At 66.2% G+C, this 21254-nt stretch carries 18 protein-coding genes; 4 read left to right on the top strand and 14 right to left on the bottom strand.

Features of this window, described 5'->3' with window-relative positions:
* Positions 1 to 75: 75 nt before the first annotated feature.
* Together ACIBW7_RS25440 and ACIBW7_RS25435 are read left to right on the top strand one after the other, a co-directional pair.
* Complete coding sequence (locus tag ACIBW7_RS25440) at positions 76 to 642, top strand: TetR/AcrR family transcriptional regulator (RefSeq protein ID WP_397050374.1); 567 nt, start codon at positions 76 to 78, stop codon at positions 640 to 642.
* Between the two features lie 267 nt (positions 643 to 909).
* Positions 910 to 1641 (top strand): ZIP family metal transporter, encoded by a 732-nt coding sequence (locus tag ACIBW7_RS25435; protein ID WP_397050372.1) that lies wholly within the window; start codon positions 910 to 912, stop codon positions 1639 to 1641.
* A gap of 47 nt (positions 1642 to 1688) precedes the next feature.
* Here the strand turns inward: ACIBW7_RS25435 and ACIBW7_RS25430 are convergent, their stop codons facing one another.
* From ACIBW7_RS25430 to aceA, 5 genes are all read right to left on the bottom strand, one after another.
* Entirely contained in the window at positions 1689 to 2255 is a 567-nt protein-coding gene (locus tag ACIBW7_RS25430; RefSeq protein WP_397050370.1) for a TetR/AcrR family transcriptional regulator, read from the bottom strand.
* Positions 2255 to 2674: a VOC family protein gene (locus tag ACIBW7_RS25425; RefSeq protein ID WP_397050368.1), complete on the bottom strand. Its 420-nt coding sequence runs from the start codon at positions 2672 to 2674 to the stop codon at positions 2255 to 2257. The genes ACIBW7_RS25430 and ACIBW7_RS25425 overlap by 1 nt, the downstream gene beginning before the upstream one ends.
* A 109-nt stretch (positions 2675 to 2783) precedes the next feature.
* Positions 2784 to 5090 carry a 5-methyltetrahydropteroyltriglutamate--homocysteine S-methyltransferase gene (gene metE / locus ACIBW7_RS25420; protein ID WP_397050366.1) on the bottom strand — a complete coding sequence of 769 codons (2307 nt, stop codon included), beginning with the start codon at positions 5088 to 5090 and terminating at the stop codon, positions 2784 to 2786.
* A gap of 347 nt (positions 5091 to 5437) precedes the next feature.
* A complete protein-coding gene (locus ACIBW7_RS25415; protein WP_357481834.1) occupies positions 5438 to 6307 on the bottom strand; it encodes a 3-hydroxybutyryl-CoA dehydrogenase in 870 nt (289 codons plus the stop codon).
* A gap of 368 nt (positions 6308 to 6675) precedes the next feature.
* Positions 6676 to 7965 carry an isocitrate lyase gene (gene aceA / locus ACIBW7_RS25410; protein ID WP_040696392.1) on the bottom strand — a complete coding sequence of 430 codons (1290 nt, stop codon included), beginning with the start codon at positions 7963 to 7965 and terminating at the stop codon, positions 6676 to 6678.
* Positions 7966 to 8398: 433 nt separating this feature from the next.
* On the opposite strand from aceA, the gene ACIBW7_RS25405 reads away from it, so the two are divergent.
* Positions 8399 to 9520, top strand: a complete 1122-nt coding sequence (locus ACIBW7_RS25405) for a lipase family protein (protein WP_397050363.1) — start codon at positions 8399 to 8401, stop codon at positions 9518 to 9520.
* A 69-nt stretch (positions 9521 to 9589) separates the two neighbouring features.
* Here ACIBW7_RS25405 and puuE read toward each other — a convergent pair whose 3' ends face one another.
* From puuE to ACIBW7_RS25380, 5 genes are all read right to left on the bottom strand, one after another.
* Entirely contained in the window at positions 9590 to 10495 is a 906-nt protein-coding gene (gene puuE / locus ACIBW7_RS25400; protein WP_397050361.1) for an allantoinase PuuE, read from the bottom strand.
* A 5-nt stretch (positions 10496 to 10500) separates the two neighbouring features.
* Positions 10501 to 11511, bottom strand: a complete 1011-nt coding sequence (alc, locus tag ACIBW7_RS25395) for an allantoicase (RefSeq protein WP_397050359.1) — start codon at positions 11509 to 11511, stop codon at positions 10501 to 10503.
* A 20-nt stretch (positions 11512 to 11531) separates the two neighbouring features.
* Positions 11532 to 12719 carry a DUF6986 family protein gene (locus ACIBW7_RS25390; protein ID WP_397050790.1) on the bottom strand — a complete coding sequence of 396 codons (1188 nt, stop codon included), beginning with the start codon at positions 12717 to 12719 and terminating at the stop codon, positions 11532 to 11534.
* 193 nt (positions 12720 to 12912) lie between these two features.
* Positions 12913 to 16107, bottom strand: coding sequence for a molybdopterin-dependent oxidoreductase (locus tag ACIBW7_RS25385; protein WP_397050357.1), 3195 nt, complete (start codon positions 16105 to 16107; stop codon positions 12913 to 12915).
* Positions 16104 to 16961, bottom strand: coding sequence for an FAD binding domain-containing protein (locus ACIBW7_RS25380; RefSeq protein WP_397050355.1), 858 nt, complete (start codon positions 16959 to 16961; stop codon positions 16104 to 16106). The genes ACIBW7_RS25385 and ACIBW7_RS25380 overlap by 4 nt, the downstream gene beginning before the upstream one ends.
* A gap of 596 nt (positions 16962 to 17557) precedes the next feature.
* Between ACIBW7_RS25380 and ACIBW7_RS25375 the strand changes: the two genes are divergently transcribed.
* Positions 17558 to 19207 (top strand): DUF222 domain-containing protein, encoded by a 1650-nt coding sequence (locus ACIBW7_RS25375; RefSeq protein ID WP_397050353.1) that lies wholly within the window; start codon positions 17558 to 17560, stop codon positions 19205 to 19207.
* Positions 19208 to 19448: 241 nt separating this feature from the next.
* Here the strand turns inward: ACIBW7_RS25375 and ACIBW7_RS25370 are convergent, their stop codons facing one another.
* From ACIBW7_RS25370 to ACIBW7_RS25355, 4 genes are all read right to left on the bottom strand, one after another.
* Positions 19449 to 19655 (bottom strand): DUF397 domain-containing protein, encoded by a 207-nt coding sequence (locus tag ACIBW7_RS25370; protein ID WP_397050351.1) that lies wholly within the window; start codon positions 19653 to 19655, stop codon positions 19449 to 19451.
* Positions 19656 to 19787: 132 nt separating this feature from the next.
* Positions 19788 to 19994, bottom strand: a complete 207-nt coding sequence (locus tag ACIBW7_RS25365; protein WP_397050788.1) for a DUF397 domain-containing protein — start codon at positions 19992 to 19994, stop codon at positions 19788 to 19790.
* A 142-nt stretch (positions 19995 to 20136) separates the two neighbouring features.
* A complete protein-coding gene (locus tag ACIBW7_RS25360) occupies positions 20137 to 20343 on the bottom strand; it encodes a DUF397 domain-containing protein (protein ID WP_397050349.1) in 207 nt (68 codons plus the stop codon).
* The gene (locus ACIBW7_RS25355) at positions 20340 to 21227 is read right to left on the bottom strand and encodes a helix-turn-helix domain-containing protein (RefSeq protein WP_397050347.1); all 888 of its coding nucleotides are present in this window, start codon (positions 21225 to 21227) and stop codon (positions 20340 to 20342) included. Before ACIBW7_RS25355 ends, ACIBW7_RS25360 begins: the two co-directional genes overlap by 4 nt.
* Positions 21228 to 21254: the final 27 nt, after the last annotated feature.

The raw sequence follows: 21254 nt of genomic DNA, 5'->3' as shown, positions 1-21254 counted from the left end.
TAAAACGCTTGTCACAAACTGCCGTTTGAAACGTTTGTCACAAACGGACGTATGCCGCGCTGATAAGGTGCGAGGGTGGGAACACGAGACGATCTGCTCGCCGCGGCCAAGCAGTGTCTGGCCGAACGCGGATACGCACGCACCACCGTGCGGGATATCGTGGCCGCCTCCGGCACCAATCTGGCCGCCATCAACTACCACTTCGGCACCCGCGACAAGCTGCTCAACCAGGCGATGATGGAATCGAGCGCGGACGCGGTCCAGCAGATTCTCGATTCGCTCCCCGCCCGTGACGCCGCGGATCCGGCCGCGCGACTACAGGACTTCTTACAGCAGCTGATCACCTCGTTCACCGAGGATCACGCCCTCTGGACCGCCAATGGCGAAAGTCTGGCCCAGGCACTGCACTCCCCCGAACTGCGTGCCGAACTGGGCTCCGCCCAGGAACGGGCGCGCACCGAACTATCCGACTTCTTCGGCCCCGGTGGGCAGAACCCGCAATTAGGCGCCGTCTTGCAAACCATGATCGGCGGGCTGCTGATCCAACACCTGGTCGACCCGGAAAACGCCCCCACCGCCGCCGACATCACCGCAGGTCTGCGCACTCTCGGCGCACTGCTCCCAGCTGAGAGCGGTACTTGACCGCCGCATCGTTGCTTGTGCGTGCTTCCAGGTGGTCTCGCTCTCGGGCGGCGCAACGCCGCTCTCAGCGCTTCACCCCCGTGCGCCGTAGCCCGCTCCGCGCTCATGTCCCGCTGACGCGTTGATCCAACTCGGCCATATCCACGCTCTTCGCGCCCGAATAGCGGCCGCTGCCGATGCGGCGCGCCGCCTGGCATCGCGAACAGGCAGCGAATTCACTGCGCGAATATCGCATCGCCTCGGCGGCGGGTGACAGATGCTGGACCCATGGCGATTCTGCTTGCGCTGGTATCGATGTGCTCGACGCTGGTCGGCGGGCTGGTGGCGGTGCGGATCGGCGACCGCAAACATCTGGTACTGGGGCTGGCGGCGGGTGTCATGTTGGGTGTGGTGTTCTTCGATCTGCTGCCGGAGGCATTGGAGCAGTCGGGGGATATCGTGCTCGGTGTCCCCGCGGCGCTGATCGCCACCGTGTTCGGCTTTGTCACCATCCATGTGATCGAGCGCGCGGTCGCCATCCACACCGGCCATGAAGGCGAATTCGGTTCGCACAAGCACGGTTTCGAATCCGTCGGGCTGGTCGCGGCGGCCGGGCTCATCTTCCACAGCACCCTCGACGGACTCGGCATCGGATTGGGTTTCCAAGCCGGAGCCACCGTCGGCATCGCGGTCGCCATTGCCGTCATCTGTCACGACTTCGCCGACGGCTTCAACACTTTCACCATCACCACGCTCTACGGCTCCGCCCACAGACGCGCACTGACCCTGCTCGCCCTGGACGCCATCGCCCCGGTCATCGGTGCGGTGATCGGCACCGTCATCCGGGTTCCCGCCGGGACCGTCGGCCTCTACCTCGGCTACTTCGCCGGATTCCTGCTCTACCTCGCCACCGCCGACATCCTCCCCGAGGCCCACGCCGAACATCCGTCCCGCCTGACCCTCGCCTGTACCGTCACCGGCGCGACATTCATGCTCGTCGTGGCCGCGCTCAGCGACTGACCAGCGTCGATCGAGATCGGACTCACCCCCGCCGCAACGAGCACCGGTCAGCGAGCGATTGCGCGCAGCAGGCCATCGACCGATTGTTCCGCGAGGGTTTCGGTCAGCGGCAGATGGCCGAAGAGGGCGCGGTAGTAGATCGGGGCGGCAACCGCGTCGAGGACGAAATCGAGATCGATACCCGGGTCGATCTCGCCTCGATGGATGGCCGATTCCAGTGCGATCGCGGTGGTTCGCCTGCGTGGTTCGAATACCGTCGCGAGGAAGTGGGCGCGCAGATCTGGGTCGTTGGCGAGATCCGCCACCAGGGCGGGCAATACGTGGCTCAGCGAGGTATCGCGTAGTGCGGCAACCAGATTGCGCATGGCGATGGTCAGATCGGCACGCAGGTCGCCGGTGTTCGGCGTTGGTTGCAAACCCAGCAGGTCGGCGACGACATCGACAACGAGGTGGCGTTTGGAGGGCCAGCGGCGGTAGATCGCCGGGCGGTGCACGCCCGCTCCGGCCGCTACCTGGCCAATGGACAACTCGGCATAACCGTTCTCGTCCAACAGCTCTCGCGCCGCGGCGAGCACCGCGGTGTCGATACGGTCTTCGCGCGCGCGTCCCGGCATCAGAACACCGGGTGCGGCATCAGGACGACTCGCCAACCGTCCGGATCCGGAAAGGTCAAGCCGCCGTTGGCCGCCCAATACGGATTCTCGGCGGGCACCGGCTCCACCCCGAATTCACCGAGGCGCTGTGCGACGTCATACATCTGTGCCTCGGTCGAAAAGTAGAGCACCAGCAGGTTTTCCGCGCTCGGCGCAGCGCCGGGACTGCCGTCCACATGGGTGGTGAACTCCAGGTGATATCCGGTCCCCGGCAATCCGAGCATCACGCCGTCGTAGCCCGCGTGATTTTCGAATCGGTAGAGCTCGCGCAGTCCCAACCCCTCGACGTAGAACCGCACGACCTCTACCAACCGATCGGTGGGCCTGGCAATTCGAACCTGGACCACCGGCAACGACTCGGGCCATGTCTGCTCAGCCATATCTCAACGATACGGTACGTACTGTACCGATTCGATATGGCGTCCATCACCCGAGCCGCAAAAGACCGCCGCCACGTCCGAGACATGGCGGCGGCCTTCGTCTTCGGTATTACTCCGTCGGCGTGGCCCGCCGACGAACACGGCGCGCGGCGGCGACCATATTGCGCAGCGAGGGCTCCAACTGCCAGTAGTGCCGAGTCTTGAGCCCGCCGTCCGGATTCGCCCACAAGCGTTCCGGACTGATGGCTTCGGCTGCGGCCGTGAGCAATTCGTCGAGCTCGTCGATATCCGGGATCCGCGCCGAACGGCTCTCGTAGACACCGGGACCGACGCCGTGACTCAGGCCGTGACCCGATGCGGAGTCTTCCTTGAGCGCCTTCAACACCCATTCGATCGAGCGGGTCGCCACGATCGCGGTGACATCGGCATCGAGCTCCTCGATCGCGTCGACCACCTCGGTGCGACCGGAATAGCCGATATGCGTGTGGATCTGGGTCTCCGGCTTGACACCAGAGGTGGCCAGGCGGAATGCCCCGACCGCCCACCGCAGATATTCGGCGCGCCCCTGCGGACGCATGGGTAGCAACTCGCGAATGGCGGGCTCGTCGACCTGGATGATCGAGATCCCGGCTCGTTCGAGATCCACGACCTCATCGCGAATGGCGAGCGCGACCTGATCGGCGGTCTCGAACAGCGGCTGATCCTGGCGCACGAACGAACGGGCGATCATGGTGACCGGACCGGTGACCATGCCCTTGACCGGCTTGTCGGTCAGCGACTGGGCGTAGCTGATCCACTCGACCGACATCGGCGCGGGCCGGGAAACATCACCGTAGATGATCGGCGGTCGCACACAACGGGATCCGTACACCTGCACCCAGCCGAAGTGAGTGGTCGCGAAGCCGTCGAGCAGCTCGGCGAAGTACTGGATCATGTCGTTGCGCTCGTGCTCACCGTGCACGAGCACATCGAGTCCGATGTCCTCCTGCAGGCGGATCGTGGCCTCGATCTCGGCCTCGATCTTCTTGCGGTATTCGTCGTAGGACAGTTTGCCCTGGCCCAGGTCGTAGCGGGCCTGGCGAATCCTGTCCGTCTGTGGGAAGGAACCCAGCGTGGTGGCGGGCACCGGCGGCAGATTCAGCTTGCGCTGCTGGGCTTCGCGGCGCACTTCGTACGGTTCGCGCGAGCGCATATCGGGTGTGATCGCGTAAACCCGTTGCCGCACCGCGTGTTTCTGCTTGAAGTGCACCTCGGTGGGCCGCTTGCGCCACTTGTCCGAGGGCCCCTCGGTGAGCGCCTTGGCGAGCGAAACCACCTCGCCGACCTTCTGCCGCGCGAACGCGAGGCGGTCGGCGACATTGCCCTCGATGTCGTATTCGGCGAGCACGTCATAGGGCACGTGCAGCAGTGTCGTGCCGGTGGACACCACGAGATCGGGGCACACCTTGGCCAGCTCGTTCAGGTATTCCAGCGTCACGTAGCGATCCGAACGCCACACATTGAGACCGCTGATCACGCCCGCGTACAAGCGCTTACGCCGAATGCCGGGAATCTCGGCGAGCTCTTCCGGCTGGATCCGATAGCCGGCCAGATCCAGTCCGATGGCCTCGACATTGGTTTCGGCCAGAATGCGCAGCGCCTCACCGAAATCGCCGTACTGCCCGGTGACCAGCATGCGCGGCCGCAGCGCCGAGGTCGAAAGTCGTTGGTAGGCACGCTCGAACGCGGCCAGCTCTGCCGGAGTGCGCTCACTGGTGAAGCACGGCTCGTCGAGTTGCACACAGGTGGACCCGCGCTTGGCGAGGATCTCGAACAGCTCCTCGTACACCGGGAGTAGCTTGTCCAACAGGCTGAGGGTGTCGAAACCGCCTGCCTCACCGGGGATATGGCCCGCCTTGGACAGCAGCAGCAGCGACACCGGACCCACCACCACCGGACGCAGCTCGATATCACCGGCCTTGGCGCGATCCCATTCGTCGAGCAAAGCCTCGGGGTGCAGCGAGAATTCGGTGTTCTCGTCGAGTTCGGGCTGGCGGTAGTGGTAATTCGTACCGAAGAACCGCACCAGCTCCAGCGGCGGCAGATCCGGACGACCGCGCGCCATCAGGAAGTAGAAGTCCAGCGGATGCAGCTCGTCCTGGTAGGGCTTGAACCGCGCGGGCACCGCACCGAACAGCAGCGCATTGTCGAGAATGTGGTCGTAGAAGGAGAAGGTATTGCCCGGCACCTGGGTCAGACCGGTGGCGGCCAACCCGTTGTACTGCCGCTCCTGGATATCGCGCCCGACCGCGAGCAGTTCGTCGCGGGAAACCCCACCACGCCAATAGCCCTCGAGGGCCCGCTTGAGTTCCCGGTGCGGCCCGATCCTCGGGTAGCCGAGAATGCTGGATCCGTAACCGTCCTGAACATTGACCATGAGCGGGGCACTCCCTTTCGATCACCTGCGCGGAATCCTCGACCCAGACCCCGCAGCAGCGCTGCGCTCTCGGTATTTCGGCCGAGCCGCTGGTCACGGCCCAACCTTTCTTGCAGCCTATGCCGCTGACAGCATCGGCAGGGTAAGACTCCGTGGTGGTCGCTCAGGTGATCGTTGACACCTGAGCGACCACCATGGAGCGAGTCTTACCAGCGACGTTCGCGGCCCGTCTCGCGTCCGAGCCGTCGAAGCGCATGCGCCGCAGGCGCGAGTCTCGACGACTCGGACGCGAGACACCAGGGGGCCGCGAACACGCCGCGCCGCAGGCGCGGCAAATCAACACAGAATCAGACCTTGTACTGGTAGAAGCCCGCGCCGGTCTTCTTGCCGAGCAGACCGGCCTCGACCATGCGCATCAGCAGCGGCGGCGCCGAGTACAGCGGCTCCTTGAACTCCTGGTACATGGAGTCGGCGATGGACTTGACGGTGTCGAGGCCGACCAGGTCGGTCAGCGCCAGCGGACCCATCGGGTGGGCACAACCGAGCACCATCGCCTTGTCGACGTCTTCCTTGGTGGCGAAGCCGGATTCGACCATCCGGATGGCCGAGAGCAGGTACGGCACCAGCAGCGCGTTGACCACGAAGCCGGAGCGGTCGGCCGAGCGCACGACCTGCTTGCCGAGCACATCGCCGGCGAAAGCCTCGGCCCGTGCGGACACGGCTTCGCTGGTCTTCAGCGTGGTGACCAGCTCGACCAGCGGCAGCACCGGCACCGGGTTGAAGAAGTGCATGCCGACCACGCGCTCCGGGTTGGCGGTGGCGACGGCGATCTTCATGATCGGGATGGAGGAGGTGTTGGAGGCCAGCACGGCGTCCGGATCGGTGACCACCTTGTCGAGTTCGGCGAAGATGGCGGTCTTGACCTTCTCGTCCTCGAGCACCGCCTCGACCACCAGCTGGCGGTCGGCGAAATCGCCGAGGTCGGAGGTGAACCGCAGCCGCCATGCGGCCTGTTCGCGCTCGCGCTCGGTGATCTTGCCGCTGCTGACGCCGCGGTCGAGCGAGCGCAGGATGCGGGCGCGACCTGCGGCGGCTAGCTCCCGGGTCTGTTCGTAGACGAGCACGTCGATATGCGCCCGCGCACACACCTCCGCGATGCCTGCACCCATCTGACCGGCACCGATGATGCCGACGCGCTGAATCTTCTCGCTGCTCACGTCCCGCTCCTGCTGTTTTTGTCTGGCTGTCGGGTGGCTGATGGCGAAGGACGCTCCGATAAGAGCTGACCTTCGATGGTCCAAGGATAGGGATGCCCTCCCGGCTGGGGCTGTTCAGCCGGGAGGGCGGTACACCCCTACTGGAGTAGAGGATTAGCGGTATTCACGTCGGGAACCTCACTCCCTGTGCGAACACGGTGTGGCGACTCGAGTGCTTACGCAACCCCATACGGGGCGAGCCCGACGAGCCCGTTCGCGGCCGGCTCGCTTCCGAGTACTCGAAGCGCATGCGCCGAAGGCGCGAGTCTCGAGTGCTCGGAAGCGAGCCTTTCGGGCCGCGAACACGCGGCGCGGAGCGCCGCCATGTATCAGTGGAACTGACCTTCTTCGGTGGAACCCTTCAGGGCCGCCGTCGAGGTGTTCGGGTCCACGGTGGTGGCGATGGTGTCGAAGTAGCCGGCACCGACCTCACGCTGGTGCTTGATGGCGGTGAAGCCACGCTCGGCGGCGGCCTTGAACTCGCGCTCCTGCAGGTCGACGAAGGCGGTCATGCCCTCGCGGGCGTAGCCGTGAGCCAGGTCGAACATGCCGTAGTTGAGCGAGTGGAAGCCGGCCAGGGTGATGAACTGGAACTTGAAGCCCATCGCGCCGAGCTCACGCTGGAACTTCGCGATGGTCGCGTCGTCCAGGTGCGCCTTCCAGTTGAAGGACGGCGAGCAGTTGTAGGCCAGCAGCTGGTCCGGGAACTCGCTGCGGACGGACTCGGCGAACTTGCGCGCGACCTCGAGGTCCGGCACGCCGGTCTCCATCCAGATGAGGTCGGCGTAGGGGGCGTAGGCCTTGGCACGCGCGATGCAGGGCTCGATGCCGTTCTTCACACCGAAGAAGCCCTCGGCGGTGCGGGTGCCGTCCAGGAACTCACGGTCGCGCTCGTCCACGTCCGAGGTGATCAGGGTGGCGGCTTCGGCGTCGGTGCGGGCGATGATCACCGAAGGCACGTCGGCGACGTCGGCGGCCAGACGCGCGGAGGTCAGGGTGCGGATGTGCTGCTGGGTCGGGATCAGCACCTTGCCGCCCAGGTGGCCACACTTCTTCTCGGAGGCCAGCTGGTCCTCCCAGTGCACACCGGCGGCGCCGGCGGCGATCATGGCCTTCTGCAGCTCGTAGGCGTTCAGCGCGCCGCCGAAGCCGGCTTCGGCGTCGGCGACGATCGGGGCGAGCCAGTTCTGGACGGAGGTGTCACCCTCGACCTTGGCGATCTCGTCGGCGCGCAGCAGCGCGTTGTTGATGCGGCGGACCACGGACGGAACCGAGTTGGCCGGGTACAGCGACTGGTCCGGGTAGGTGTGGCCGGACAGGTTCGCGTCACCGGCGACCTGCCAACCGGACAGGTAGATGGCCTTCAGGCCAGCACGGACCTGCTGGACCGCCTGGTTACCGGTCAGGGCACCGAGGGAGTTGATGTAGTCCTCGTTGTTGACGAGATCCCAGAGGATCTCCGAGCCACGACGGGCGAGGGTGGCCTCTTCGACGACGGTGCCCTGCAGCTTCGACACCTGGTCGGCGGTGTAGTTGCGGGTGATGCCCTTCCAGCGCGGGTTGGTGTCCCAATCCTGCTGGATCTCCGCAGCGGTCTTCGGGGTGCCGACGTTCGACATCTCTGACTCCACTTCTTCGTTTCGGTGCCCCACGGTCGAGCATCGCTCGAACTGCTGTGGCGGCAATTTGCAGGCTTGCTAGGCCCATGGGGTGTACTTCCACACGATGGCACACCAGGAAATAGCCGTCTACCTGTTGCAAGTGTGAATCCGAGCTAGGTTTCGACTGGCCTTTGCTAACTTTGCGAAATTTGCCTGCGAATTGCACGCGTGAAACCTACCCGCCGGTAGCGCTGACATGCGGTTTTAGCGTAACGCTCGTACTGTTTGAGATCGCCCGACGGGCCGGCATCCGACGCGCCCGGCATTCCGGGTTGTGAGCACCTTCACAAGCGTCCGTGTGGCCTCCGCCACCTCGAAATGGGCGCCGATGGTTCGATTGGCAGACCGCGTCCCATCGCGGACAGACGTTCCGCGTCCGAGAGGAGCCTTTATGCGGAAACTGTGGTTCGCCGTTGCCGTCGTATGTGGTCTAGGCCTGCAACTGCCTGCGGCGAGCGCCGATCCGGGCGCGGTGGAATCCATCGCGCCGCTGGCCGCGGTGGCGACACCGCCCGGTTCGGTGAATTCCAGCCGCATCTTGTATACGACGACCACCGCGAACGATGTGCCGACGGTGGCCGGCGCCGCGGTCTACTTTCCGCCCGGGGAAGCACCCGAAGGTGGTTGGCCGGTGATCGCGTGGGCGCACGGCACGGTCGGACTCGGCGACGACTGCGCCTACAGCATCGCCGGGCCGAGCGCGGTCGAGCGGGACTGGGCGTATCTCGAGACGTGGCTGCGCCAGGGCTATGCGATCGTCGCAGCGGATTACGCCGGACTCGGCACGCCGGGCGAACATCCCTATCTCAATGGCGTCGTGGTCGCGCACAACATCGTCGATGCGGTGCGGGCCGCCACCAGGCAGTACTCGTCGCTGGCGAAGAAATGGGTGGTCGTCGGTCAGTCACAGGGCGCCGGTGCTGCCGTCTACACGGCGCGCTACGCCTCCGAATTCGACGGACCCGAACTCGACTACCGCGGCGCGGTCGGCACCGGCATACCGGCGTATATCCAGGACATTCTGCTGCCGCTCGGTCCGCATGTGCCGCCGGTGAAATTATCGCCGCACTCGTCGGCGTACGTGTTCTACATCCTCAACGGCCTGCGCACCACCTATCCGGCGCTGAATATCGATTCGTATCTGACCGACTCCGGCCGCGACTGGCTCGCCCGCGCCCGCGAGGACTGCATCAACCCGCTCAGCGATGCGCTCGCGGCCGACGGCGTGGTGATCGGTGACCTGTTCTCCCGCCCGCTGCTCGAGATCCCGGACCTGCACAGGCTGCTGACCGGATACCTCGGCCTGCCCGAATCCGGTTACGACAGGCCGCTGTTCCTGGGGCAGGGGTTGCGCGACACCGATGTGGTTACACCGGAGACGCTGCGGTACGCCGCGGTGCTCGAGGCGAATCGGCAGCCGGTCACGCTGCATACATATCCGGAGGACCACAGCGGGACCGTCAATGCGTCGCTACCGGATTCGCTGCCGTTCGTGCGGAATCTGTTCGACTGAACTTATCCACCCCTCCGGCTCCGCCGGCTGCCGTCCCCAGGGCTCACCCACCCCGCCGACTGCCGTCCCCTAGGCGCCACCCGCCGGAAACACCCGACGCCAGTGCTCGGCGATATCGATGCGGCGCGCGACCCATACGTCGGCATGCGACTGGACGTGGTCGAGGAAGCGTTCCAGCGCGGCGAGGCGGGCCGGGCGGCCGACCAGACGACAGTGCAGGCCGACCGAAAGCATCTTCGGACTGCCCTCCGCGCCTTCGCGATAGAGCACGTCGAAGGCGTCGCGGAGGTGGGCGAAGAATTGCTCGCCGCTGGGGAAGCCCGCGGGTGAGGCGAAGCGCATGTCGTTGGTGTCGAGGGTGTACGGGACAACCAGGTGGTTTCGGCCGTGCACGGTGACCCAGTACGGGAGATCATCGGCGTAGGAGTCGGAGTCGTAGACGAAACCGCCGTGTTCTACCACCAGTTCCCTGGTGTGCGGGGAGTCCCGGCCGGTGTACCAGCCGAGCGGGGCCGCGCCGGTGAGTTCGGTGAGGATGCGCACGGCCTCGGCCATATGTTCGCGCTCGGTGTCGCGGTCGGTGAGCTGGTAGGACTGCCAGCGCAGGCCGTGGCAGGCGATTTCGTGGCCGAGTTCCCGAAAGGCGGCCACCGCCTCGGGATTTCGCTGCATGGCACGGGCGACGGCGAAGATGGTCAGCGGTAGGTCGCGGCGATCGAAGGCGCGCAGGACCCGCCACAGTCCGGCGCGGGAGCCGTATTCGTAGAGCGATTCCATGCTCATGTGCCGATTCGGAAAGGCTTGCGCGGGAGTCATTTCCGACAGAAACGTCTCCGAATGCGGATCGCCGTCGAGCACATTGTGCTCGGCGCCCTCTTCGTAATTGAGGACGAACTGGACCGCGATCTTCGCACCACCCGGCCACTGCGGATCCGGTGGCGTCGCGCCGTAGCCGACGAAATCTCGTTCGCCCATGCCGCTCAGCCCCCGAGTTCGCCGTAGAGGCGCAGTCGCGCGAGTCCGCCGTCGGGGTAGATATCCAGGCGGACCTCCTCGACCGAGGCCGCCATCGGCGCGATCGCGAAGCGGTGCCTGGTGTCGGGCAGCAGTTCGGTGCGCGGGAGCAATTCGAGTTCGGTGCCGTCGGTGGTGCGGCCGGTGAGCCGGGCCGAGCCGGGGCTATTGCCGAGAAAGTACGACGTATCGATCTCGGCGAGACGGATGAGGCCGGGTCCGGCCAGCCGGATATGCACCCAGTCGTTGCTGTCGTCGCGGCGGCGTGCGGTTTCCCAGCCGTCGCCCATTTTTCGGGCCAGACCCGGGTAGAGCAACTGGTTCGGCGAACTGTAGAAGCGGTTGGAGCAGTCGAGGACCAGGGCGCCGTTTTCCAGTGCGGCCAGGTCCAGCGGGCCGAGACCGAGCAGCTCGGGGTCGGGCCTGCCCTCGCCGTGTACGCGCAGCCGGGCGACGCCGCCGTCCGGGTGCATGGTGAGTTTCACATGTGTCCAACGGTTTTCGTTCTCGATCGCGAACGGATTGCGGCTGTCCCCGGTTACCGGGGCGCGGTCGATCAGGTGCACCCAATCGTCGCGCTCGGCAATGGCTTCCGCGGGCGGATAGCCGTCGATTTCGAGAGCGGAGACCGAAACCGCGGGCGGATAGTTGCCCTTGAACCAGGCGGTGTCCACCACGATGCCGCGGATCACGCCGGGCACGCCGAGGCGCACGATGGCCGAGTCGTCGCCGGGTCGGCCGCGATGCCTGCGGGTTTCCCAGCCGTCGTAGATCTGGCCCTTGTGCCCGAAGGTCGACGGTCGGTATTCCGACGGACCCGGATTGATCAAATTCTCCTTCTCCGCGAAGAATTCGTCATCGGCCCAGATGACCGATCCGCCGAGCGGTCGGACCGCCAGATCCGGCAGCAGTGTGAAGTCCACGGCATCGCGCCCATCCGTCGCCCGACCATCACCTCCGATGGCATCGCTACTCACAGCACCTCCTGCGTAGTCGTTCACAGCATCTCCTGCGGAATCGGCGCGCGCGCAACGAGCGCCCGCAGCACCTCGGGAGTCAGTACCGGCGCGAGCGCACGCAGTTCATCGGCGGTGCGTGCGCCGCAGTTCACGCCGCGTAAAACGGTGGCCGCCAAGGCTTCCGCGGTGGCGGGCTCGTCCACGACGCCGCCGGAGCGCCGGTCGAGATAGGCGACCAGACGGGGTACCGCGACGTCGATGGCGCGCCGGAAGAATTCGTAGGTGGCCAGCCAGCGGGTGATCAGGTGGCCCGGATGCATATCCCAGCCCTGGTAGTAACCGAGGCGCAGCGCCCGCCCGACGAGCCGATGATGGTTGCGCAGTGCGGATTCCGGATCGCGGTCCGGCACGATCTGGGTGGAGCCGTCACAGATCCACACCCCGGTTTGGGCAGCGGCCACCTGCATGACCGACTTCGCGTAGTCCGCAGCCGGATGGTCGAGCGCCTGATCGGGCGCGGCGATACCGCAGGCGGCGGTGTAGTCATAGGTGCCGAAATGCAAAGCACTGCAACGACCTTCGGACATGCTGAGCATTTTGGCGATCGGGGCGCTGCCGTCGGCGGCGATAATCGCCTGCGGGCTCTCGATCTGCAGTTCGAATCGCAGGGTGCCCGCAGCGAGTCCGGAGCCGCGCTCGAGTCCGTCACAGAGGGCGACCAACGCCGAAGCCTGTTCCGCCGCACGGATCTTCGGGACCGTGAAGACGAAACCCGTCGGCACACCGCCCGCGGCGTCCAAGACCAGCTCGAGGGTGCGCAGGGCACGATTGCGTTCGGCGCCCGCCAGACCCTTCATCCGGATGCCGAGGCCGGCCGGGCCACCGGGTTGCTTCGTCCACTCGGCGAGTGCCGTCCCCGCATTGGTGGCGGCCTTGTCCTCCTCGGCGTCGGCACGGAAGCCGTAACCGTCTTCGAAGTCGATGCGCAGATCCTGGATCGGCCGCTGCTCGAGTCGGCTGCGCACGGTGGGCAGCGCGTCGGTGCCGTCGATTCCGGCGAGCAGGTCGTGGTGGCGATCGAGCAGCTCTATCGCCGCCGCACCCCATTCGGCGGGGGTCGCGGCGGTGGCCCGGTCGGCCGGGACGTAGGCGGTGTGGATCGGCTGGACCCGGCCGTCGGGGCCCGGGTACCGGGTCCGCAACTCGGCGTCGACCGTGTCGAGCATCGCGTCGATGCGAGCGCGGACATTCTCGGGTAGCTGGGTTCGATTTGCGCCGCTCCCGGGCCCTCCGTGGTTACCCACGCTGCCTCCTCCGGGCCTGACGCTCCCGGCGCGGGGTTCGATTTGCGCCGCTCCCGGGCCCTCCGTGGTTACCCACGCTGCCTCCTCCGGGCCTGACGCTCACGGCGCTGGGTACTCACCCCTGGTCTCCTTCCTGAAGGGCGCGCCAGATCCGGTCCGCCGTGATCGGCAATCCGGTCTGTCGTACCCCGACAGCATCGCGGATGGCGTTCGCCAGCGCGGAGGCAACCGGGTTGTACGGGGATTCGCTCATCGACTTGGCGCCGAGTGGGCCCAGGTCATCGGCGGTTTCGGCGAAGTAGACCTCGGTGTGCGGCAAATCGGCGAACTGCGGGATGTGATAGTGCCGCAGTGTCCGCGTGGTTACCTCGCCTTGTGCGGAGCGCATGTCCTCGTAGAGCGCGGTGCCGATGGCCTGCGCGACGCCGCCGACCACCTGTCCGCGGCACTGCGCCGGGTTGAGCACCGTGCCCGCGTCCGCGGCCTGGACCGATTGCAGGATGCGCACCAACCCGGTGTCGGGTTGCACGGCGACCCGGAATGCCTGCACATTGAAGCTGACCGAGCGCGGACTGCCCGCGTGTTCGCCGTGGCCGGACAACTCGCCGTCGGCCAGGAGTTCGGTGGCGTCGATCAGCCGATCGCCGCAGCGGACGCCATCGGCCACCAGGACGCACTCCGCTTCGGCGCTACCGGTCAGCTTGGCGGCCCGGACCAGGATGTGCTCACGCAGCGCCACGGCCGCGGCGTAGGAGGCCTTGCCCGCGACGGTGATGCCGGTGGACCCGAAGGCACCGGTGTCGTAGCCGACGACGTCGGTGTCCGATTGGCGGATCACTATGCGGCGCACATCGGTGTTCAGTGCCGTCGCCGCAAGTTGGGCGTGCACTGTGGTGGTGCCATTGCCGAATTCGACTGTGCCGACGCGGAGTTCGTAGCGCCCGTCGGGGAGCAGGGTGACGGCCGCCTCGGAGCGGTGGCCGCGCGGTGGGATGGTGGCGATCATTGCCAGGGCCATACCGGTACCCACCCGCCAGTCCGGACCGGGGGCGCGAACCCCGTTGCCGCGCAATAAGGCTCGTTCGGCCAGGTCGAGACATTGATCGAGGCCGTAGCTGCCGAAGTCCAGATCGCTATCGCTGACTTCCGCGCCGACGAATGCGTCGCCGGGGACGATGACATTGCGGCGGCGGAATTCGAACGGGTCGATATCGAGTGCGCGCGCCAGTTCATCCATGGCCGACTCGACGCCGAAGATGATCTGTCCGAGACCGTAGCCGCGGAATGCGCCCGACGGAACGTTGTTGGTGTAGACCGTCTTCGCCTCGACGCGCTTATTGGCGCAGCGATAGACCTCGATGGATTCGCCGACACCATGGAACAGCACACCCGCACTGTGATTGCCGTAGGCCCCGGCATCGGCGAGCACGTCGATCGACAGCGCGGTCAGCAGGCCGTGGGCATCAGCGCCCGCGGTGATCGCGACCCGCATCGGATGACGGCAAGTGGCGCTGGTGAATTCGTCGGAGCGGGTGAATTCGTATTGCACGGGTCGGCCGGTGCGCAGCACCGCCAGTGCTATCAGATCCTCGGCCAGCATTTCCTGTTTGGCGCCGAATCCGCCGCCGACGCGCTTGGCGAATACCCGCACCCGGTCACGCGGTAGCCCGAATATCTGGCACAGTTCGTCGCGCACCAGGAACGGGACCTGCGTGCTGCAGCGGACGACCAGCCTGCCGTCGGCGTCCAACCAGCCGATACCGCCGTGGGTTTCCAGGTGTACGTGCTGGGCCCGCGGCGAATGCCAGACACCACTGACCACCTGCGCCGCTGCGGTGAGACCCGCCGAAACGTCGCCGACCTCGCCGTCGATCGCGGCGATCAGATTGCGTTCGGTATCGGCGATGCGCGCCGAATCCGGCTTATCGCCATGCAGTTTCGGGGCTTCCGGCAGCAATGCCTCGGCTGGATCGAATACCGCTGGCAGGATGTCGTACTCGACCTGTATCGCCCGGCAACCTGCACGGGCGATATCCAGGCTCTCCGCCACTACGGCGGCGACCCGCTGTCCGACGAATCGCACCGTGCGATCCAGCACGTAGGTGTCATCCGGGTCGTCGACTCGAAGTTCGTGGCGCGCTGTGGAAAATGCGATATCGGGAGCGTCGGCGTAGGTGAGCACTGCGTGCACGCCCGGCAGGTTCTCGGCGGCAGAGGTGTCGATGGATACGATTCGCGCGTGGGGGTGCGGGCTCGGCAGGACGGCGATGTGCAGTGGGGCTGTGGGCGGCGCTGTGGCGGCATCCGCATCGGTGCCCGCATCCTGCGGAAGGACATCGAAGGTGAACGGCTCTGTGCCGGTGACGACTCGCGGACCGGCAGGTGCACCGACGTCGGTGCCCGCGCGCCCATGGGCGGCACTGTCCGGTAGGGCCGGAGCAACCTCCGCCGTGGCGCTGATCCTTGTGCCGCCTTCAGAGCTGCCGATCGGGTACCTCGCCTGGTCAGGCCCGACAGTCGTACCACCGCGCGGGGCCGATACGCCGCCCCCACCCATCGTCGAGCCACCAGTCGCACCACCGTCCGGCACTATGGTCAGCTCCCCAGCCGCACCACCGCCCGGCACCGAAACGCCGCCCCCACCCATCGTCGAGCCACCAGTCGCACCACCGCCCGGCACTATGGTCAGCCCCCCAGCCGCACCACCGCCCGGCACCGAAACGCCGCCCCCACCCATCGTCGAGCCACCAGTCGCACCACCGTCCGGCACTATGGTCAGCCCCCCAGCCGCACGACCGCCAGGTACCCCCGAGTGGTTTGTGCCTGTGTTCGGGCCCGCACATACCGCAGCGGCTTTCGGGTCCGCGTCAGGAGGCGCGCCCAGCGCATCGGCAATGGTGCGATAGCCGGTGCAGCGGCAGAGGTTTCCCTTCATGAGCTCCGGTAGTGCCTCGGGATCCGGGGCGTTCGGGCCGCCGCAGCCGAGGCCCGCGGCGGTGACCACCATGCCCGCGGTGCAGAAGCCGCATTGGAAGGCGGCCGAGTTCACGAAACGTTGCTGGACCGGGTGCGGCTCTTCGGGGGTGCCGAGGCCGGAGGCAGTGGTTATGGTGCGGTCGGCGGCACGGTAGGCGGGAATGATGCACGAGTGCACGGGGATGCCGTCGAGTTGCACGGTGCACGCACCGCAATCGCCCGCATCGCAGCCTTTCTTCACCGCGAAATGGCCGTGCTCACGCAATAATGTGCGCAGACACTGGCCGGGGCGCGGTTCGGCCTGCACCGACTGACCGTCGACCTCGAATCTCATTGCCCATCACCGACTTCGGTGCGTAGCTCGGCTGCGACCTCGCGAGCGAGCACACCGGCGACATGGCAACGCCAGTCCGGTGCTCCGTGCGGATCGTCGAACCAGAGCGTCGGGTCGATGGCGGCCATCGCACCCCGCACCTCGGCATCGCCGGGCACGCCATCGAAATCCAGCACAATCGGCCGGGTCGTCGCGGCGGATATGGTCAGCGCGCAGTGACCGTCTGCCTCCCGCCGACCCATCACTACCGCACCGGAGCGACCGAGCGGAGCCAGCGCGATCTTCCGGAATGCAGTGCGCGCGTACAGGCTTCGAGTCGGAACGGTAATCGAACGCAACACCTCACCCGAGCCGAGCACGTTACGTCCCGGCCCGAGTACGAACTCTCGCAACGGTATCCGCCGATCGGAACCATCCGGCGACCACACCAGCGCGACACCGTCCAACGCCACCAATGCCCCCAACACCGCCCCGGCGGGCAACGACAGGCACACATTCCCACCCACCGTCGCCGTCCGCCATATCTTGTGCGACGCCACCAACGCCCGACACGCCCGCGCGAACAACGCCGTCCCCGGCCACTCCGCCCGCAGCACCTCCACCCCCAACTCCCGCCCCACCCCGGCTCCGGCCAACTCCGCCAACGTGCAGGTGGCCGCGATTTCCAACCCGTCCCCCGTCGCCGTCAACGCAGTCCACCCGAGCGCGGTGATATCGACCAGCCGCGCCAATTCCTCCTGCGGCTCCGAGAACAGGAACGTCCCTCCGGCGAGCACCGCACAACCCTCGCCCACCACAGCCAGGTCGGCCCGCCCCCGCGCCACAACCACATCCCGAATCGTGTCCAGATCCACGCCACACCTCGCTCCACTACCGCTGCCGCCACAGTAGAAGCCGCGGGTTGCCGCGATGTTGCGCGACACCCGCCCCAGGTTGCGCGGTCGTTACCCGCCGAATCGAGCACCCGCGCCCGCCGAACCGCGTAGTCCGAGACATCTCTGTTCCAGTATCCAGCAATACCGTCTGATCAGGCCATTCGCCTCAACTGCGGCAACTCGCCGGACCCCCGAATACGCCTTTGCCCCGAAGACCAGTCAGGTCCGGTCTGCACACGACGGACCGCGGGCCCGGATCGGGTTGCGCATCCGGGTGTAGCCATCGCACGACTGGAACCATCGCTGAAGCGAGGCGTTGCGGCGTCGGAGCGCCGAGCGGGATCGGCAGCCGGTGCGCCGGAATCCGTCCGATCAGCCGGACGAGCCTCGGAGACGGCTCGATCGGTCTGTCCAGCTCTTGTGTTCGGTATGGCTCCATCGCGACCGAGTCCTGGTCAGTCGACCGAGGTGTGCTGCGGCACTGGACTATTCAGTCGATCGTCCAGTGTGAAGACGTGTAGATCAGATGGCCTCCGGGGGTGTGCATGGTGATCATTCCGCGATAGAATTCGAACATGTTTTCGAACAGTGCGGACACCGAGGCGCGAGCAGCCGACCCGCTGCTCGCTGCGGTTTCCGACCTGCTCGAGCGGCCGTTGGCCGGATTGGCGGACGATGATGTGCTGGATCTGATGCGGGATGTGGAGCGATGCGCGCGCAGGCTCACCGCACTGCAGCACCGGCTGCTGATCGAGGCCGATGAACGCTCGATCCCCGCGCACACCGGGTCGAAGACGCTCAAGCGGTTCCTGATGCAGACACTGCGATTGTCGAGCGCCGATGCCGGAAGTCGGGTGCATGCGGCGCAGTGGGTCGGGGCTTCCCGCGATATGGGCGGAGAACAGCTGCAGCCGCAGTTGCCCTGCACCGCAGGCGCTTTGGCGCGCGGTGAGATTTCCGCCGACCATGTGCGGGGTATCGCGCATGTGATGAACCGCGTGCCGCGCGGGGCGTCCGCCGACGATCGGGAGGCGGCCGAGCAGATTCTGGCCGAGTTCGCGCGGTCGGGGTCGCCGGACGATATCGGCAAGATCGGCGACCGGATTCTGGCCCATCTGGACCCCGACGGCAGGCTCACCGACGACAAGGATCGGGCTCGTATGCGCGGGATCACGGTGGGCCGGCAACGGCCGGACGGGATGTCACCGATCCGCGGGGAGATCGATCCGGTACTGCGGGCATTGCTGGACCCGCTGCTGGCCAAGTACGCCCGCCCCGGCGTATGCAATCCCGAGGACCCCGACAGCCCGGCCGTCGACATCGACGCCGTGGCTCCCGCCGCGCTGGCGGCAGCCGCGCGGCGCGATCACCGCAGCGCCGCGCAGCGCAACCACGATGCGCTGACCGCCGTGCTGCGGTCCGGGCTCGTCGCCGAGGACCTGGGCAGCCACCGCGGCCTGCCGGTGACGACGATCCTTACGATGAACCTCGACGACCTGGCACGGATGTCGGGTGCAGCGACCACCGCCACCGGTGGCGTGGTGCCGATCCGGGACGCGCTCGCGGTGGCCGAGCGGTCACAACCGTTTCTGGCGGTATTCGATCATGCGGGGCTGCCGCTGCATCTCGGCCGGATGAGACGACTCGGGTCGCGTGCGCAGCGGCTGGCACTGATCGCCGCCCTGCGCGGCTGCTCACGCCCGGGGTGCGACGCACCGGCCAGTCTCTGCGCGGTCCACCACATCCTGGACTACGGCAAGGGCGGACGCACCGACATCGATAATCTCGTGCTGGCCTGCGACGCCTGCCATGCTCTCATCCATGACGGCCCGGGCGGCTGGAAAACCGTTGCCGGGGACAGGAATTCGGCATTTCCGGGCCGCACCGCCTGGATTGCGCCGAAGCACATAGACCCCACCGGCACCCCGACGATCAACCACCGCCATCACGCCAACGAACTGCTCGCCGCCGTGCTGACGCGCATCCACACCCGCAACCGTGCGCTGCTCCGCGGCGTCGTCGCGGCGGGCAACACGAACTTCGGCGATACGAACGCGAACGCAAGGCCCGCAGACACCGTGAACACGAACAACACCGGCAATGGATGCGGTCTCGATCCCGGCCGGACACCGGCACCGCCGCGTGCACCCTCGGCGGACAGCACCGGCTGCCCGCCGGGACACCCGCGCGCCTCAGCACTACTCGAAGCTGCCGTCGTCCAGTGAAGGGTTTCGGGCGGCACAGCGAGTAGAAGAGCCGACAAAGAAACAGCAACGGCCCCAGTCGAATACGCGGCTGATTGAAGCCGTTGCCCGTGCCCGGCTCGGGCTCGGGCTCGGGCTCGGGCTCGGGCTCGGGCTCAGGCTCGGCTCGGCTCGGCTCGGCTCGGCTCGGCTCGGCTCGGCTCGGCTCGGCTCGGCTCGGCTCGGCTCGGCTCGGCTCGGCTCGGCTCGGCTCGGAGGACCGCTACACCGTTGGCTGGGCGAACCCAACGTCGTGCACACCTGTCATGAAGGCATCCCACTCGGCTGGAGCGAAGACCAGCGCCGGGCCAGTCGGGTTCTTCAAGTCGCGAACGCCGACCCCACCGTCACTCAGCCAGGCGACTTCCACACATTCGGAGCCAGCCTGGCTGTAGCTGCTCTTGAACCACGCGGCATCAGTAAGGTCCATGCCCACTATTGATACTCCCTTGCTGACTTCCTCAGTAGTACTGAGCTGTCGATGGGGCCAATGAAACGTCCACGGCCCCAGTCCAATACGTGTCAGACTGAGGCCGTTGCCGGCGGTCGGATCGGAGAGCCGCTACACAGTCGGCCGACCGAACTCACCGTCTTGTATGCCTGCCATGAAGGCATCCCAGTCGGCCGGAGCGAAGACCAGCGCCGGGCCAGTCGGGTTCTTCGAGTCGCGAACGCCGACGACGCCGTCACTCAGCCAGGCGACTTCCACACATTCGGAGCCAGCCTGGCTGTAGCTGCTCTTGAACCATGCAGCACCGGTAGGACTCATGTCCACCGTTGAGACTCTTTTGCCAACTTCCTCAGCAGCGCTCAGCTGTCTATGGACAGTGCAGCAGGAAAAGTTCACGGCCCCAGTCAAATATGCGTCAGACCGATGCCGTTGGACGGGATTGGATCGGATCGGAGAACCGCTACTGCGTTGGCCGGGCGAAGCCACCGTTGTGCACACCTGCCATGAAGGCATCCCACTCGGCCGGAGCGAAGACCAGCGCCGGGCCAGTCGGGTTCTTCGAGTCGCGAACGCCGACGACGCCGTCACTCAGCCAGGCGACTTCCACGCATTCTTGATCGGCCTGGCTGTAGCTGCTCTTGAACCACGCAGCACCGGTAAAACTCATGTCCACTGTTGATACTCCTTTGCCATCTTCCTCAGCAGTGCTCTGCTGTCTGCAGGGGTCAGCGAGGCATCGTGCAGAGCCGCCGAGACCTGACGATAGCGATCGACGTCAACCCGTTTCTGTAGGAAGATATTCGCGGTGACCACGCTCTCGATGTAGACAACCGTAGGCTCGATCGGCCTGCCCCTACTGTCGGTTCCGAAGTCCATGATCACGAATGGCCCCGGTACTACCCCCAAGGGCATTCCCGCGCTGAAGGGAAGTATTCGAATCTCGACATTCGGCCACGTACTGGCGTCGGCCACGCGACGCAGCTGATCACTCATGATCTTCGGACTGCCGACGACCCGCCGCAGCGCGGATTCGTGCAGCACGACATCGAAGGTGACCGGCTCAACCTTCCGTTTGATGATTATCTGCCGCTTCATTCGCAGCTCGACGCGGCGTTGGAGGTCGCTAGCGATCTCTCGCAGATTATAGTTGCGCATCAGCGAGGCGGCATAGGCTTCTGTCTGCAGCAGCCCCGGAACAAGCTCCTGATACGAAACCATTTGCCGTGCTGCACCTTCCAGCTCAACATAGTTGTTGAAGTTGCCAGGCAGCACATCGCTGTACTCCTCGTACCAGTTCTTCACAGCCGCTTGCTCGGCAAGGTATTTCAGCGCAGTGGTCTCTTCCGCATCGCGCTCGTAAATCTCGCACAGATGTTGCACGATGCGGACGCGAATCTTATCGGCCGTGCCCTTCTCCAGCCGGTGCAAGGTTGTGGTTCCGATCTCCACCAGCCTTGCCGCTTGCGCCATCGTCATGCCCACTTCTTCACGACGCTGGCGCAGGATGCGCCCCAGCTGTCGCCGGGGCAGGGTGCTGTCTTCCTCGGCCATCTCTGGTTACCCCTCGTTAGACGGAAT

Origin of the sequence: Nocardia sp. NPDC049526 (assembly GCF_044465765.1) — a bacterium.
GTDB lineage: Bacteria > Actinomycetota > Actinomycetes > Mycobacteriales > Mycobacteriaceae > Nocardia.
Note: the sequence above shows the minus strand (reverse complement) of the source record. Positions and strands in the feature narration are given on the sequence as shown.